The sequence below is a fragment of the Lentiprolixibacter aurantiacus genome, from assembly GCF_026241225.1.
Classification (GTDB): domain Bacteria; phylum Bacteroidota; class Bacteroidia; order Flavobacteriales; family Flavobacteriaceae; genus Lentiprolixibacter; species Lentiprolixibacter aurantiacus.
Window position 1 is genome coordinate 1525025 of sequence record NZ_JAPFQP010000001.1, and the last position, 15936, is coordinate 1540960.

Sequence of the window (15936 nt, forward strand, 5' to 3'; positions counted from 1 at the left end):
ATTAGCTATAATGATTACAGGCACAATGTCTTCCTTAGTTTTTGATTATTCAGAAACCCAGCGAATGGTTGCGGCATCTGCACGGGATTTTGCTACCCAGTTTATTCAGCCTCATGTTATGGAGTGGGATGAGGCACAGACCTTCCCGGTAGAGTTGTTCAAAAGAGCTGGTAAAATGGGATTCATGGGAATACTCGTTCCGGAGTCCCTGGGAGGTTCAGGTCTTAGTTATCACGAATATATTGCCATAATTGAAGAAATATCAAAGGTAGACCCAGCTATAGGTCTTTCCATAGCAGCGCATAATTCCCTATGCACCAATCATATCTTATTGTTTGGTAACGTAGAACAGAAAGAGAAATGGATTCCCAAACTGGCCACAGGTGAATGGATAGGTGCCTGGGGGCTTACAGAACACAATACCGGATCCGATGCCGGAGGAATGTCTACAACTGCCGTTCGGGAAGGTGACGAGTGGGTGCTAAACGGGGCCAAGAATTTTATCACCCATGCAATCAGTGGGGATATTGCTGTTGTAATTGCCCGTACAGGGGCTAAGGGTGATAGCCACGGGATGACTGCTTTTGCCATAGAGAAGGGAACTCCAGGTTTTACCAGTGGTAAAAAGGAAGATAAATTGGGGATGCGCGCCAGTGAGACCGCGGAACTTATTTTCAATAACTGCAGGATTCCTGATGCCAACCGAATTGGAGAAGTGGGCGATGGGTTTATCCAGTCCATGAAAATCCTCGATGGAGGAAGGATATCCATTGCGGCGCTCTCCCTGGGGGTAGCCAAGGGCGCCTATGAGGCGGCCCTGAAATATTCCAAGGAAAGGGTTCAGTTTGGAAAACCTATCAGCCAGTTCCAGGGGATTTCCTTTAAACTGGCAGAAATGGCTACGGAAATAGAAGCCTCAGAGTTGCTGATGCACAAGGCAGCATACCTTAAAAATGAAGACAGGCCCATGAGCAAGTTCTCTGCCATGTGCAAAATGTATGCTTCAGAGGTTTGTGTAAAGGTTGCTAACGAAGCCGTGCAGATCCACGGGGGTTATGGGTACACCAAGGATTTCCCGGTAGAGAAGTTCTACAGGGACGCCAAGCTTTGTACTATCGGAGAAGGAACCACCGAAATCCAAAAAGTGGTCATTGCCAAGAATATTTTAAAATAAGTTGCAGCTAATTAAGTTATTCAACTTATATTTGCATCCGCAAAACGCTAAAAGAAAGGAGGTTGTAGCCTATGTTAATTATACCAGTTAAAGAAGGAGAGAATATAGACAGAGCACTGAAGCGATTCAAGCGTAAGTTTGACAGGACAGGTAAGATGAGGCAGTTGCGCAAGCGGCAGCAGTTTACAAAGCCTTCTGTTGTGAGGCGTCAGCAGATTCAGAAAGCCCAGTATATTCAGCGATTAAGAGATGCTGAAGACGTCTAGGACAAAATATTATCAAAGATATCCCGCTTTTAGCGGGATTTTTTTTGCCCTGAGTTAAGGTTTGGCTTTGCTACCTTTGTAATATGTCCGTCCAAGCATTTACAGATTACCTTACCCTGGAAAAAAAGTATTCCGCTCATACCTGCCTGGCATATCAGAAGGATATTCAGGAATTTGAAGCGTTCTGCAAAGAAGAGTTTAATCTGAAAGATGTGGCAGGGGCCGATTACAGTCTCATAAGAAGCTGGATTGTGGCACTCCTTGAAAAGAAGGTGACCAACAGGACCGTCAACCGCAAGATAGCATCGCTGAAAGCCTTTTACAAGTTCCTGGTTAAAACCGGCCAGTTGCAACAGAATCCCCTGGCAAGGCATAAGGCCCTGAAGACCCCGAAGAAAGTGGAAGTGCCCTTCTCCGAGAAGGAGATGGAGCTGTTGCTTAAGGAAATAGCCTTCGAGCCCGGCTTTGAAGGAACGCGGGACAAGCTTATCGTTGAGTTGTTTTATACCACAGGAATGCGCAGGTCCGAACTTATTGAGCTGAAATTAGCGGATTTGGACATGAACAGGAACACCATAAAGGTTCTTGGTAAAAGAAATAAAGAACGCCTGATCCCCCTGCTGAATCCCACCCGGGAATTGTTGTCGCAATATCTGGAGGAGCGCAATAACCTGGAAGTGATTAAGAATAATCAGCATGTATTCCTTACGGCAGCTGGAAAAAAGATTTACGCCACCCTGGTATACCGTATTATTAACAGTTGCCTGGGCCAGGTTTCCACCAAGGTCAAAAAGAGCCCGCATGTACTGAGGCATACCTTTGCTACCCACCTGTTGAATAAGGGAGCCGATTTAAATTCGGTTAAGGAATTACTCGGCCATGCCAGCCTGGCCTCCACCCAGGTCTATACGCATAGCAGTATAGCTGAACTTCAGAAGGTACACGCCCGTTCACATCCACGGAACAAATAGGGTTTTGGAGTATGGGTTAGAAGATCTGTAAGACTCTTATACCTTAATATTAATACACTTTAAATAACAGGTAAGTCCCAGATATAGAACCTGATTTATAATGTGTGCGAATTGCAGGGGATACAGCTAATTAAAAACGGCATTAAAAAGCGGGGTTAAGCACATAAAACATAGGGCCTGCTGGAGGTCCAAAAATTTTCCAAAATAGTTTTGATTAAAAAAATAATTATCTACATTTGCAGTCCGTTAGAAATGACGGGGTTTTTTTATGCGTTCAAACGCTGGAAAAGCCGATGTAGCTCAGCTGGCTAGAGCAGCTGATTTGTAATCAGCAGGCCGTGGGTTCGAGTCCCTCCATCGGCTCGAATGTTCCTAAAAATACTAAGGGCGGGGAGATACTCAAGCGGCCAACGAGGACAGACTGTAAATCTGTTGGTTTTTACCTTCGCAGGTTCGAATCCTGCTCTCCCCACAAAGGTGAAATTCCAGAGCCAAAATCACTATCCTGATTTTGGAAGGGTTAGGCAGATCTGGAATGGATTTTTGACATATTGAAATTTAATATTGCGGGAGTAGCTCAGTTGGTAGAGCGTCAGCCTTCCAAGCTGAATGTCGCCGGTTCGAACCCGGTCTCCCGCTCAACAGAATTGAGTTCAACTTTGCGGTTTCGGTAGTGGAGGTTAACTCCGGAAACTGGAAAGTTTGAACCCGTGAAACCCATTAAGCCGACGTAGCTCAGGGGTAGAGCGTTTCCTTGGTAAGGAAGAGGTCACGGGTTCAATTCCCGTCGTTGGCTCAAATTTTGATTAACAAGTACACTAATATAAACTAAGATTAAATTATTTAACCATGGCAAAGGAAACTTTTGATCGTTCCAAACCGCACTTGAATATTGGTACTATTGGACACGTCGATCACGGTAAAACCACATTGACTGCTGCTATTACTACAGTTTTGGCTAATGCAGGATTGTCCGAAGTAAGGAGTTTCGATTCTATCGATAACGCTCCGGAAGAAAAAGAAAGAGGTATCACAATTAATACTTCTCACGTAGAGTATCAAACTGCTAACCGTCACTACGCACACGTTGACTGTCCTGGTCACGCGGATTACGTAAAGAATATGGTTACAGGTGCTGCTCAGATGGACGGTGCTATCCTTGTGGTTGCTGCTACAGACGGACCTATGCCACAAACACGTGAGCACATCCTTCTCGGACGCCAGGTAGGTATTCCACGAATTGTTGTTTTCCTCAACAAGGTAGACATGGTAGACGACGAAGAGCTTTTAGAGCTTGTTGAAATGGAAGTTCGTGAATTGCTTTCTTTCTATGACTACGATGGAGACAACAGCCCTGTAATCGCTGGTTCTGCTCTTGGAGCGTTGAACGGTGAGGAAAAATGGGTTAACACCGTAATGGAATTGATGGAAGCTGTTGACAGCTGGATCGAATTGCCTAAGCGTGATGTGGATAAGGATTTCCTTATGCCTGTTGAAGATGTATTCACCATTACTGGTCGTGGTACTGTTGCAACCGGTAGGATTGAAACTGGTGTTGCTAAAACTGGTGACCCTGTCGATATCATTGGTATGGGTGCTGAGAAACTTAGCTCTACTATCACTGGTGTTGAGATGTTCCGTAAGATCCTTGACAGAGGTGAAGCTGGTGACAACGTTGGTATCCTCTTGAGAGGTATTGAAAAGTCTGACGTTAAGCGTGGAATGGTAATCTGTAAGCCAGGTTCTGTTAAACCTCACGCCAAGTTTGAAGCAGAGGTTTATATCCTGAAAAAAGAAGAAGGTGGTCGTCACACTCCTTTCCACAACAACTACCGTCCACAGTTCTATGTTAGGACTACAGACGTAACGGGAACCATCAACCTGCCTAGCGGTGTTGAAATGGTAATGCCCGGTGATAACCTTACCATTACGGTAGACTTGATCCAGCCTATCGCTCTTAACGAAGGACTGCGTTTTGCAATCCGTGAAGGAGGTAGGACTGTAGGTGCCGGTCAGGTTACCAAAATTTTGGACTAAATATTACAAACATACTTACTGGAAAGGGTGTCCTGCTTTGGCAGGATACCTTTCCACGTAAATATAAACGGGTGTAGCTCAGTTGGTAGAGCACTGGTCTCCAAAACCAGGTGTCGGGAGTTCGAGTCTCTCCTCCCGTGCCAAGGAAACTGCGGAAAACTAAGGTTGGTTTTTCATTTCGAGAACGCATAATCTTCACAATTTCCGTGTTATAATGAGCACAACGAAAGCCACAGCGCTTTTGAGAATATCAAACTGAAGAATACTATGATAACTTACATAAAGGAGTCGATAGACGAATTGAAAAATAACGTTACCCTGCCATCCAGGGCCGAATCTTCAAACCTTATGGTGATAGTTGCCGTATTCTCCATTTTGTTTGCATTGGCTACCTGGGGCGTGGACAGCGTTTTCAGTGAGCTGATTACGATATATTTCAATCTACTAATCGGTTAATAATAGGCCTATGTCTGAAGTGCTGGAAAAAAAATGGTATGTGGTGCGGGCCGTTAGCGGTCAGGAGAACAAGATCAAGGGCTATATAGAAAGCGAAGTAGAGCGTCACGGATTAGGGGATTACCTGGAAGAAGTCCTGGTTCCCACCGAAAAAGTAATTCAGATCCGTAACGGAAAGAAAATAAATAAGGAACGCGTGTATTTTCCAGGCTACATTATGATAAAAGCCAGCCTGGTAGGTGAGATGGTACACGTAATAAAATCCATCACCAATGTAATTGGATTCCTGGGGGAAACCAAAGGTGGTGATCCGGTGCCTCTGCGAAAGTCTGAGGTAAACAGAATGCTAGGAAAGGTAGACGAACTGGCGGTAAGCACGGATTCCGTGGCCATCCCGTTTGTACTCGGTGAGACGGTCAAAGTTATCGACGGGCCTTTCAATGGTTTCAACGGCACAGTAGAGAAGATCAATGAGGAAAAGCGCAAGCTGGAAGTTATGGTGAAGATCTTTGGAAGAAAGACGCCTCTGGAGCTGAGCTATATGCAGGTAGAGAAAATTTAAATGTTACGTGATAAAAGTTGTGTTGCTTCCAAATTATAACACACTTTATTAGTATTTAATTAATAACAATGGCAAAAGAAGTAAGTAAAGTAGTTAAACTACAAGTTAGGGGAGGTGCTGCGAATCCGTCGCCACCGGTTGGACCCGCTTTAGGTGCTGCCGGAGTTAACATAATGGAGTTCTGTAAGCAGTTCAATGCCAGGACTCAGGACAAGCAAGGTAAAGTCTTGCCTGTTGTTATCTCCGTGTATAAGGACAAGTCGTTCGACTTTGTCGTGAAAACACCACCAGCGGCAGTACAACTTTTGGAAGCGGCTAAGATTAAAAAAGGATCTGGCGAACCGAACCGAGCTAAAGTTGGAAACGTTTCCTGGGACCAGGTGAAAGCTATTGCAGAGGACAAAATGGTGGATTTGAACGCCTTTACTGTAGAGTCTGCAATGAGCATGGTAGCAGGGACGGCAAGATCAATGGGACTGAAGGTTTCGGGCAAGAGGCCTTTTTAAAATCTTAAAAGCAATTGTAACATGGCAAAGTTGACAAGAAAACAAAAGGAAGCCCGGGCTAAAATCGAAAAGGACAGGTTATACTCCATTGAAGAGGCATCAGCACTTATCAAGGAGATTACCAACACCAAGTTCGACGCTTCCGTAGATCTCGCTGTTCGTCTGGGGGTTGATCCCAGGAAAGCGAATCAGATGGTACGTGGGGTTGTGACACTTCCACACGGTACCGGTAAGGATGTTAAAGTACTTGCACTGGTTACTCCCGATAAAGAGGAGGATGCTAAAAATGCAGGTGCAGATTTCGTTGGTCTGGACGAGTACCTTGAGAAGATCAAAGGGGGTTGGACAGACGTAGATGTTATCATCACCATGCCCAGCGTAATGGGTAAACTGGGACCTTTAGGAAGGATCCTGGGACCAAGAGGCCTTATGCCTAACCCTAAGACAGGAACAGTGACCATGGATGTGGCCAAGGCTGTTTCTGATGTTAAAGCAGGTAAAATTGATTTTAAAGTAGATAAAGCAGGGATTGTGCATGCCGCTATCGGTAAAGCATCCTTCTCTGTTGATAAACTCGCAGGCAATGCCAAAGAGTTGCTCGATACTTTGAACAAAATGAAGCCAGCTGCAGCGAAAGGGGTTTACATGAGGAGCATCTATATGTCCAGTACCATGAGCCCCAGTGTGCAATTAGATCCAAAAGCAGTTTAACGGTAATTGTGTAATCATGACAAGACAAGAAAAAGCAAACGTTATTGAGGATTTGACTGCACAGTTGGCTGAGAACGCCACGATTTATCTGGCAGACATTTCCGGCCTGGATGCATCCACCACCTCTGCTTTGAGGAGGGCTTGCTTTAAGGCCAATATTAAACTTTCTGTAGTAAAGAATACGCTGTTGGCCAAGGCTATGGAAGCTTCTGAAAAGGAATTTGGCGAATTGCCGGAGGTCCTTAAAGGAAATACTTCCCTGATGTTCTCCGAAACCGGAAACGCGCCAGCCAAGCTGATCAAAAACTTCAGGAAAAAATCGGACAAGCCTTTATTGAAAGGGGCTTTTGTTGAGGAAGCGATTTTTATAGGGGATGACAAACTGGAATCCCTTGTAAATATCAAATCCAAGGAAGAGGTAATCGGAGATATTATCGCTTTACTTCAATCACCGGCCAAGAATGTCATTTCTGGATTGAAATCCGGTGGTGGAAAACTGGCAGGCATCCTGAAAACCCTTTCCGAAAAATAATTTGTACGCACTTAAAACACAATAATTAAAATTTTTATTAAACGATAGAGAAATGGCAGATTTAAAAGAATTCGCAGAACAACTGGTTAATTTGACTGTAAAAGAGGTTAACGAATTAGCCGATATACTTAAAGAAGAGTATGGTATTGAGCCTGCTGCCGCTGCAGTTGCAGTAGCTGGTGGTGCAGCCGGAGGCGGTGAAGCTGAAGCAGCTGAAGAGCAAACAGAATTTGATGTAATCCTGAAAGCTCCAGGTGGTTCTAAACTGGCCGTAGTTAAACTGGTTAAGGAATTAACCGGACTTGGCCTGAAAGACGCTAAAGACATTGTTGATAGCGCACCTAAAGCTGTTAAAGAAGCTGTGTCTAAAGACGAAGCTGAAGGTATCAAAAAATCACTGGAAGAAGCAGGAGCAGAAGTTGAGCTTAAATAAAAGCTTCGACCATATGGTTTTGGTTTAGGTCTTCCGCCTTTTGGCGGCTAGGCCTAAACCCTTTTATATTGGGTATATGATGCTGTATACCACCCCGATGGAGTATTCACGTTCAAAAACTTGTCCATAGATGTTCACGAAACAGATTGAGAGAACAAATTTTGCATCCGCTAAGAACATACCGGAATACCCGGATTTCTTGGACATTCAGATTAAGTCATTTCAAGATTTCTTTCAACTTGAAACCAAGTCTGACGAAAGGGGCAATGAAGGTCTGTACAACACCTTCATGGAAAACTTTCCAATTACTGATACCCGGAACCAGTTTGTACTGGAATTCCTGGATTATTTTATCGACCCTCCCCGTTACTCTATCCAGGAATGTATAGAGCGGGGTCTTACCTACAGCGTACCCCTTAAAGCAAGGCTAAAACTGTATTGTACCGATCCGGAGCACGAAGACTTTGAAACCATAGTTCAGGATGTTTACCTCGGGACTATCCCGTACATGACCCCAAGTGGTACTTTCGTAATCAATGGAGCAGAACGTGTTGTGGTTTCACAGCTACATCGTTCCCCAGGGGTATTCTTTGGCCAATCCTTCCACGCAAACGGAACAAAACTGTATTCGGCCAGGGTAATTCCATTCAAGGGATCCTGGATTGAATTTGCTACGGACATCAACAGCGTAATGTACGCCTATATTGACCGTAAAAAGAAGTTGCCGGTAACTACCCTTTTCCGCGCCATCGGGTACGAGCGCGATAAGGATATCCTTGAAATATTTGACCTCTCTGAAGAGGTGAAGGTCACCAAAACCGGACTGAAAAAAATACTGGGTCGTAAACTTGCTGCCAGGGTATTGAATACCTGGCACGAGGACTTTGTGGACGAAGATACCGGGGAAGTAGTATCTATTGAACGTAATGAGATTGTACTGGACAGGGATACGGTTCTGGAAAAGGAACATATAGACGTGATCCTGGAAACAGATGTCAAGACCATCTTGCTCCACAAGGAAAACAATGCCCAGAGCGACTATGCGATTATCCACAACACCCTGCAAAAGGATCCGACCAACTCCGAAAAGGAGGCTGTGGAGCATATCTACCGCCAGTTGCGTAACGCAGAACCACCAGATGAAGAGACAGCTCGTGGCATAATAGACAAACTGTTCTTCTCTGACCAGCGTTACAACCTGGGCGAAGTGGGACGATATCGGATGAATAAGAAGTTAGGCCTGGACATTGGTATGGACAAGCAGGTACTGACCAAAGACGATATCATTACCATAATCAAATATTTAATTGAGCTAATCAACTCCAAGGCGGAGATTGATGATATTGACCACCTTTCCAACAGGAGGGTGAGGACCGTGGGAGAGCAGTTGTCTTCCCAATTCGGTGTAGGACTGGCCCGTATGGCCCGTACCATCAGGGAGCGGATGAACGTAAGGGATAATGAGGTATTTACCCCAATTGACCTGATCAATGCTAAAACGCTTTCTTCGGTAATCAATTCCTTCTTCGGAACCAACCAGTTGTCTCAGTTTATGGATCAAACCAATCCGCTTGCTGAGATTACGCACAAAAGACGTCTTTCTGCCCTTGGGCCAGGAGGTCTGTCCAGAGAACGTGCAGGTTTCGAGGTGCGTGACGTACACTATACCCATTATGGAAGGTTGTGTCCGATTGAAACCCCTGAAGGGCCTAACATCGGTCTGATTTCTTCCCTTTCGGTATTTGCCAAGGTAAATCCACTTGGTTTCCTGGAAACCCCTTACCGCAAGGTCGAGAAAGGTGTGGTAGATACCAAGGAATTTATCTACCTGAGTGCAGAGGAAGAAGAAGGGCAGAAGATTGCTCAAGCTAACATTCCACTCAAAGACAATGGAGCCATTATTGACGACAAGGTTATTGCCCGAGAGGAAGGAGACTTCCCGGTGGTTGACCCCAAAGAGGTTAACTATACGGATGTGGCACCCAACCAGATCGCCTCTATTTCAGCTTCGCTGATCCCATTCCTCGAGCATGATGATGCCAACAGGGCCTTGATGGGATCCAACATGATGCGTCAGGCTGTTCCATTGCTTCGTCCGCAGTCACCAATAGTTGGTACCGGACTGGAAATGCAGGTGGCTTCAGACTCCAGGGTACTGATCAATGCAGAAGGCGATGGAGTAGTGGAGTATGTGGATTCTGAAAAGATCATAATCAAGTACAAGCGTTCAGAGAAAGAACGCCTAGTGAGCTTTGACGAGGATTCCAAGACGTATGAACTGGTTAAGTTCCGCAAGACCAACCAGGGTACCTGTATCAACCTGAAACCTATTGTACGAAATGGGGATAAGGTGAAAAAAGGACAGGTGCTTTGTGAAGGCTATGCCACCCAATCCGGGGAACTGGCACTGGGAAGAAACCTTAAAGTGGCCTTTATGCCATGGAAGGGGTACAACTTCGAGGATGCTATTGTAATTTCCGAGAAAGTGGTAAGGGAAGATATCTTTACCTCTATTCATATTGATGAGTACGCCCTGGAAGTAAGGGATACAAAACTGGGGGCCGAGGAATTGACTAACGATATTCCAAACGTTTCCGAGGAAGCTACCAAGGATCTTGATGAATACGGTATGATCCGTATTGGTGCCGAGGTAAAACCTGGTGATATCCTGATCGGTAAGATTACTCCTAAGGGAGAATCAGATCCTACTCCGGAAGAGAAACTGCTTCGTGCCATCTTCGGTGATAAAGCCGGGGATGTTAAAGATGCTTCACTGAAAGCCTCTCCTTCACTAAGAGGTGTAGTAATTGACAAGAAATTATTCTCTAGGTCTATCAAGGACAAGAGAAAGCGTTCTGAAGATAAGGAAGCGATCAACAAGCTGGAACTGGAATACGAAGTGAAATTCCAGGAACTGAAGGACGTACTTGTAGAGAAACTCTTTAGCCTTGTTGGAGGGAAGACTTCTCAGGGGGTTCTGAACGACCTTGGAGAGGAAGTGTTGCCAAAAGGCAAGAAGTATACGATCAAGATGCTGAATGCTGTGGACGATTTCGCGCATTTGGTGGGAGGTAGCTGGACTACAGATAAGGCCACTAATACTTTGGTAGCCGATCTGCTCCACAACTACAAGATCAAGCTTAATGACCTGCAGGGTAACCTGAGGCGTGATAAGTTTACAATCTCCGTTGGGGATGAACTTCCTGCAGGTATTATGAAGCTGGCCAAGGTTTATATCGCTAAAAAGCGCAAGCTTAAAGTGGGTGATAAAATGGCCGGTCGCCACGGTAATAAAGGTATTGTAGCCCGTATCGTTCGCCAGGAAGACATGCCTTTCCTGGAAGATGGAACTCCTGTAGACATCGTACTTAACCCTCTTGGGGTACCGTCCAGGATGAACATCGGCCAGATCTATGAAACCGTGTTAGGCTGGGCAGGACAAAAGCTGGATAAGAAATTTGCTACTCCAATTTTTGACGGTGCGACAATTGAGGAAATTGACAACCTGACCAAAGAAGCTGGTATTCCGCAATTTGGGCACACCTATCTTTATGATGGTGGTACCGGAGAACGCTTTGACCAGGCTGCAACGGTAGGGGTAATCTACATGTTGAAACTGGGTCACATGGTTGACGATAAGATGCACGCCAGATCAATCGGACCATACTCTTTGATCACGCAACAACCTCTGGGTGGTAAAGCCCAGTTTGGGGGACAGCGATTTGGAGAGATGGAAGTTTGGGCCCTTGAAGCATATGGTGCTTCATCCACGCTCAGGGAAATCCTAACCGTGAAATCTGATGATGTCATCGGTCGGGCCAAGACCTACGAGTCTATCGTGAAGGGCGAATCTATGCCAGAACCTGGTTTACCAGAATCTTTCAATGTACTGATGCACGAACTTAAAGGTTTGGGCTTGGATATCCGATTGGAAGAATAATTTTAGTTCTTGATTTACACATAACACTATCACCATATTCTAATGGCTAGACTTAAAGATAACACAGCTGTAAAGAGGTTTAACAAGATTTCCATCGGATTGTCTTCTCCGGAGGCCATACTGGCCGAGTCAAGGGGAGAAGTCCTGAAGCCGGAAACCATAAATTACCGTACGCACAAACCGGAGCGCGACGGTCTGTTCTGCGAGCGGATCTTCGGGCCTGTAAAGGATTACGAATGTGCCTGTGGTAAATATAAGCGTATTCGCTATCGCGGTATCGTCTGCGACCGATGTGGGGTTGAGGTAACCGAGAAGAAAGTGAGGCGTGATCGCGTGGGGCACATCAACCTGGTGGTCCCCGTGGCTCATATCTGGTACTTTCGTTCATTGCCCAACAAAATTGGGTACCTGCTGGGGCTGCCGTCCAAGAAGCTGGACATGATCATCTACTACGAAAGGTATGTAGTGATTCAGCCAGGATTGGCAAAAGGACCGGAAGGAGAAGAGATCCAAAAAATGGATTTCCTCACCGAAGAGGAATATCTCAATATTCTGGATACGCTTCCACCCGAGAACCAGTATCTGGAAGATACCGATCCGAACAAGTTTATCGCAAAAATGGGTGCTGAGTGTCTTATTGACCTTCTATCCAGGATAGACCTCAAGGAGCTTTCTTACGAATTACGCCACAAGGCAAATAATGAAACTTCCAAACAACGTAAGACCGAGGCCCTGAAAAGGCTGCAGGTTGTGGAAGCGCTTAGGGAGTCTCAGGATAACCGGGAGAACCGTCCGGAGTGGATGATCATGAAGGTAATACCTGTGATCCCACCGGAATTAAGGCCACTGGTGCCCCTGGATGGAGGACGCTTTGCAACCTCTGACCTTAATGACCTTTACAGAAGGGTAATCATCAGGAACAACCGTTTGAAGCGGTTAATGGAAATCAAAGCCCCTGAGGTAATCCTCCGTAATGAAAAGCGGATGCTTCAGGAAGCTGTGGATTCCCTATTCGATAATACCCGTAAGGCTTCTGCAGTTAAGACAGAATCTAACCGTCCGTTAAAATCACTTTCGGATTCACTGAAAGGGAAACAAGGTCGTTTCCGTCAGAACCTGCTTGGTAAAAGGGTAGACTATTCGGCCCGTTCCGTTATTGTGGTTGGACCGGAAATGAACCTTTACGAATGTGGTCTGCCAAAAGACATGGCCGCCGAACTTTACAAGCCTTTCGTGATCCGTAAACTGATTGAAAGGGGAATTGTAAAGACCGTAAAATCCGCTAAAAAGATCATAGATAAAAAAGAGCCTGTTGTTTGGGATATCCTGGAAAATGTGCTTAAAGGTCACCCGGTTCTGTTGAACAGGGCCCCCACCTTGCACCGCCTGGGGATTCAGGCATTCCAGCCAAGGTTGATAGAAGGTAAGGCAATCCGCCTGCACCCGTTGGTATGTACTGCATTTAATGCAGATTTTGACGGTGACCAGATGGCGGTACACCTTCCTCTGGGACCTGAGGCTATCCTGGAAGCACAACTGCTGATGCTGGCTTCACACAACATCCTGAATCCGGCCAACGGCTCTCCAATTACCGTACCTTCCCAGGATATGGTACTTGGATTGTACTACATGACCAAAGAACGCAAGTCTACCAAGGAATACCCTGTTAAAGGAGAGGGCATTACCTTCTACTCAGATGAAGAGGTGGTAATCGCCTTCAACGAAGGACGTGTAGACCTGAACGCCGGGATTAAGGTAAGGACCAAGGACTTCAATGAGGAGGGCGAACTGGTAAACCAAATCGTTGAAACTACTGTTGGTAGGGTACTGTTCAATATGGTGGTACCTGAGCAGGCTGGATTCGTCAATGCGGTACTTAACAAGAAATCCCTGAGGGACATTATTGGTAAGATACTCGCCGTTACCGATGTGCCTACAACAGCGGAATTCCTGGATAAGATCAAGACTATGGGTTATGAATTTGCCTTCAAGGGCGGACTTTCCTTCAGTCTTGGAGATATTATCATACCCGAGGAGAAACACGACATGATTGCGGATGCCAATGAACAGGTAGATGGGATCATGATGAATTATAATATGGGTCTGATCACCAACAACGAAAGATACAACCAGGTGATCGATGTTTGGACCTCTACGAACGCCATGCTTACTGAACTGGCAATGAAACGGATACGTGAAGACCAGCAGGGCTTCAACTCCGTGTATATGATGCTGGATTCAGGAGCAAGGGGATCCAAGGAGCAAATCAGGCAGCTTACCGGTATGCGGGGTCTTATGGCGAAGCCTAAGAAATCTACTGCCGGTGGTGGGGAGATTATTGAAAACCCTATCCTTTCTAACTTTAAGGAAGGACTTTCCATTCTGGAGTACTTTATCTCTACCCACGGTGCGCGTAAAGGTCTTGCGGATACCGCTCTGAAAACGGCAGATGCAGGATACCTGACGCGTCGACTGGTTGATGTTTCCCAGGACGTAATCGTTAATATGGAAGATTGCGAAACCCTTCGAGGAATCGAGGTAGAAGCACTCAAGAAGAATGAAGAAGTTGTGGAAACTCTGGGGGAAAGGATCCTCGGAAGGGTATCCCTGCACGATGTGTATAATCCATTGACCGAAGAACTTCTCCTCGAAGCCGGACAGGAAATCCTGGAGGCTGATGTGAAGAAGATCGAGGCTTCCCCTATCGATAAGATTGAGGTACGCTCTGCACTGACCTGTGAGGCGCCCAAAGGTATTTGTGCCAAATGTTATGGCCGTAACCTGGCTACCAACAAAATGGTGCAGCGAGGCGAAGCCGTTGGGGTAGTTGCAGCCCAGTCTATCGGGGAACCCGGTACACAGCTTACCCTCCGTACATTCCACGTGGGAGGTATTGCCGGAAACATCTCAGAAGACAACAAACTGGAGGCTAAATTTGACGGTGTTGCCGAAATTGAAGACCTGCGAACTGTGAAAGGAGAAAACAGTGAAGGCAAGCCTGTTGATATTGTAATCTCCCGTACTTCTGAAATTAAACTGGTAGATGCCAAAACAGGTATTACCCTGAGTACTAACAATATCCCTTACGGATCTCAATTGTTTGTAAAACCGGGTAAAAAGGTTACTAAAGGTGACGTGATCTGCCAGTGGGACCCCTATAACGGTGTTATCGTTTCTGAATTTACCGGAAAGATTGCCTATGAGAATGTTGAACAGGGTGTGACTTACCAGGTAGAGATAGATGAGCAAACCGGATTCCAGGAAAAAGTTATTTCTGAATCCAGGAATAAGAAACTCATCCCAACCCTTCTTATCAAGAACAATAAAGATGAGACGCTTCGATCTTACAACCTGCCGGTTGGTGCGCACCTGATGGTAGATGACAACGAGAAGATCAAGGAAGGTAAGATCCTGGTTAAGATCCCGAGAAAATCAGCCAAGGCTGGTGATATTACCGGTGGTCTCCCAAGGGTAACCGAACTTTTTGAAGCACGTAACCCATCTAACCCGGCTGTGGTTTCGGAAATAGATGGTGTGGTTTCATTCGGTAAGATCAAGCGTGGAAACCGTGAGATCATCATCGAAGCCAAATCAGGGGAGGTGAAGAAATACCTTGTTAAGCTTTCCAACCAGATACTGGTTCAGGAGAACGACTATGTTCGTGCAGGTATGCCACTCTCTGATGGATCAATCACTCCGGAAGATATACTGGCTATAAAAGGACCATCTGCAGTACAGCAATACCTTGTGAACGAAGTTCAGGAAGTTTACCGACTGCAGGGGGTTAAGATCAACGACAAGCACTTTGAAGTTGTGGTTAGGCAAATGATGCGCAAGGTGAGAATCGAAGATTCAGGAGATACCCACTTCCTTGAAAACCAATTGGTTCACAAAGATGAATTCATCAAAGAAAATGATGAGATCTTTGGAATGAAGGTGGTTGAGGATGCCGGTGATTCTGAAAATCTGAGACCGGGACAAATCGTTTCCGCCAGGGAGTTGAGGGATGAAAATTCCATCCTGAAGCGGGAAGATAAGAACCTGGTGTCTGCCCGGGATGCGGTAGCAGCTACTGCTACGCCTATCCTGCAGGGGATTACCAGAGCGTCACTGCAGACAAAATCCTTCATCTCGGCTGCTTCCTTCCAGGAAACCACCAAGGTGTTGAACGAGGCTGCAGTTAGTGGAAAGGTTGACCACCTGGAAGGCCTGAAGGAAAATGTGATCGTTGGTCACAGAATCCCTGCAGGTACCGGAATGCGCGATTATGAGAGTATCATCGTAGGTTCCAAGGAGGAATACGATGAGATCATGGCGCGCAAGGAAGAACTGAAATTCTAAGGATCCA

The 15936-nt window shown here is 45.8% G+C and carries 11 protein-coding genes, 5 tRNA genes and 1 pseudogene; all 17 read left to right on the top strand.

Annotated features, from left to right (window positions below; all coding sequences use genetic code 11):
• Window positions 1-10: 10 nt before the first annotated feature.
• The gene (locus tag OO016_RS06885) at window positions 11-1174 is read left to right on the top strand and encodes an acyl-CoA dehydrogenase family protein (protein WP_266011871.1); all 1164 of its coding nucleotides are present in this window, start codon (window positions 11-13) and stop codon (window positions 1172-1174) included.
• A 71-nt stretch (window positions 1175-1245) separates the two neighbouring features.
• Entirely contained in the window at window positions 1246-1440 is a 195-nt protein-coding gene (gene rpsU / locus OO016_RS06890; RefSeq protein ID WP_266011872.1) for a 30S ribosomal protein S21, read from the top strand.
• An 83-nt stretch (window positions 1441-1523) separates the two neighbouring features.
• Window positions 1524-2411 (top strand): tyrosine-type recombinase/integrase, encoded by an 888-nt coding sequence (locus tag OO016_RS06895; protein ID WP_266011874.1) that lies wholly within the window; start codon window positions 1524-1526, stop codon window positions 2409-2411.
• Between the two features lie 289 nt (window positions 2412-2700).
• Window positions 2701-2774, top strand: a tRNA-Thr gene (locus tag OO016_RS06900).
• 26 nt (window positions 2775-2800) lie between these two features.
• A tRNA-Tyr gene (locus tag OO016_RS06905) sits at window positions 2801-2883 on the top strand.
• Between the two features lie 94 nt (window positions 2884-2977).
• Window positions 2978-3050, top strand: a tRNA-Gly gene (locus OO016_RS06910).
• A gap of 85 nt (window positions 3051-3135) precedes the next feature.
• A tRNA-Thr gene (locus tag OO016_RS06915) sits at window positions 3136-3207 on the top strand.
• 53 nt (window positions 3208-3260) lie between these two features.
• Window positions 3261-4448: an elongation factor Tu gene (gene tuf / locus OO016_RS06920; protein ID WP_266011876.1), complete on the top strand. Its 1188-nt coding sequence runs from the start codon at window positions 3261-3263 to the stop codon at window positions 4446-4448.
• Between the two features lie 67 nt (window positions 4449-4515).
• Window positions 4516-4591: transfer RNA gene (locus OO016_RS06925), tRNA-Trp, on the top strand.
• Window positions 4592-4715: 124 nt separating this feature from the next.
• Window positions 4716-4904, top strand: coding sequence for a preprotein translocase subunit SecE (gene secE / locus OO016_RS06930; RefSeq protein WP_266011878.1), 189 nt, complete (start codon window positions 4716-4718; stop codon window positions 4902-4904).
• Between the two features lie 10 nt (window positions 4905-4914).
• Window positions 4915-5466 (top strand): transcription termination/antitermination protein NusG, encoded by a 552-nt coding sequence (gene nusG / locus OO016_RS06935; protein ID WP_266011880.1) that lies wholly within the window; start codon window positions 4915-4917, stop codon window positions 5464-5466.
• A 68-nt stretch (window positions 5467-5534) separates the two neighbouring features.
• The gene (gene rplK / locus OO016_RS06940; RefSeq protein WP_266011882.1) at window positions 5535-5972 is read left to right on the top strand and encodes a 50S ribosomal protein L11; all 438 of its coding nucleotides are present in this window, start codon (window positions 5535-5537) and stop codon (window positions 5970-5972) included.
• A 21-nt stretch (window positions 5973-5993) separates the two neighbouring features.
• Window positions 5994-6683 carry a 50S ribosomal protein L1 gene (gene rplA, locus OO016_RS06945; RefSeq protein ID WP_266011884.1) on the top strand — a complete coding sequence of 230 codons (690 nt, stop codon included), beginning with the start codon at window positions 5994-5996 and terminating at the stop codon, window positions 6681-6683.
• Between the two features lie 16 nt (window positions 6684-6699).
• Window positions 6700-7215: a 50S ribosomal protein L10 gene (rplJ, locus tag OO016_RS06950; protein WP_266011886.1), complete on the top strand. Its 516-nt coding sequence runs from the start codon at window positions 6700-6702 to the stop codon at window positions 7213-7215.
• 49 nt (window positions 7216-7264) lie between these two features.
• A pseudogene (gene rplL / locus OO016_RS06955) lies at window positions 7265-7648 on the top strand (50S ribosomal protein L7/L12); the annotation flags it as partial.
• 130 nt (window positions 7649-7778) lie between these two features.
• Window positions 7779-11588, top strand: a complete 3810-nt coding sequence (gene rpoB / locus OO016_RS06960) for a DNA-directed RNA polymerase subunit beta (RefSeq protein WP_266011890.1) — start codon at window positions 7779-7781, stop codon at window positions 11586-11588.
• A 42-nt stretch (window positions 11589-11630) separates the two neighbouring features.
• The gene (gene rpoC / locus OO016_RS06965; protein ID WP_266011893.1) at window positions 11631-15929 is read left to right on the top strand and encodes a DNA-directed RNA polymerase subunit beta'; all 4299 of its coding nucleotides are present in this window, start codon (window positions 11631-11633) and stop codon (window positions 15927-15929) included.
• The last annotated feature ends 7 nt before the right edge of the window (window positions 15930-15936 follow it).

Bases quoted from the DNA above. Each gene is read 5' to 3' on its own strand.
- secE (WP_266011878.1), top strand. From the start codon at position 4,716: ATGATAACTTACATAAAGGAGTCGATAGACGAATTGAAAAATAACGTT.
- nusG (WP_266011880.1), top strand. From the start codon at position 4,915: ATGTCTGAAGTGCTGGAAAAAAAATGGTATGTGGTGCGGGCCGTTAGC.
- OO016_RS06895 (WP_266011874.1), top strand. From the start codon at position 1,524: ATGTCCGTCCAAGCATTTACAGATTACCTTACCCTGGAAAAAAAGTAT.
- OO016_RS06885 (WP_266011871.1), top strand. From the start codon at position 11: ATGATTACAGGCACAATGTCTTCCTTAGTTTTTGATTATTCAGAAACC.
- rplK (WP_266011882.1), top strand. From the start codon at position 5,535: ATGGCAAAAGAAGTAAGTAAAGTAGTTAAACTACAAGTTAGGGGAGGT.
- rpoC (WP_266011893.1), top strand. From the start codon at position 11,631: ATGGCTAGACTTAAAGATAACACAGCTGTAAAGAGGTTTAACAAGATT.
- tuf (WP_266011876.1), top strand. From the start codon at position 3,261: ATGGCAAAGGAAACTTTTGATCGTTCCAAACCGCACTTGAATATTGGT.
- rpsU (WP_266011872.1), top strand. From the start codon at position 1,246: ATGTTAATTATACCAGTTAAAGAAGGAGAGAATATAGACAGAGCACTG.
- rpoB (WP_266011890.1), top strand. From the start codon at position 7,779: ATGTTCACGAAACAGATTGAGAGAACAAATTTTGCATCCGCTAAGAAC.
- rplJ (WP_266011886.1), top strand. From the start codon at position 6,700: ATGACAAGACAAGAAAAAGCAAACGTTATTGAGGATTTGACTGCACAG.
- rplA (WP_266011884.1), top strand. From the start codon at position 5,994: ATGGCAAAGTTGACAAGAAAACAAAAGGAAGCCCGGGCTAAAATCGAA.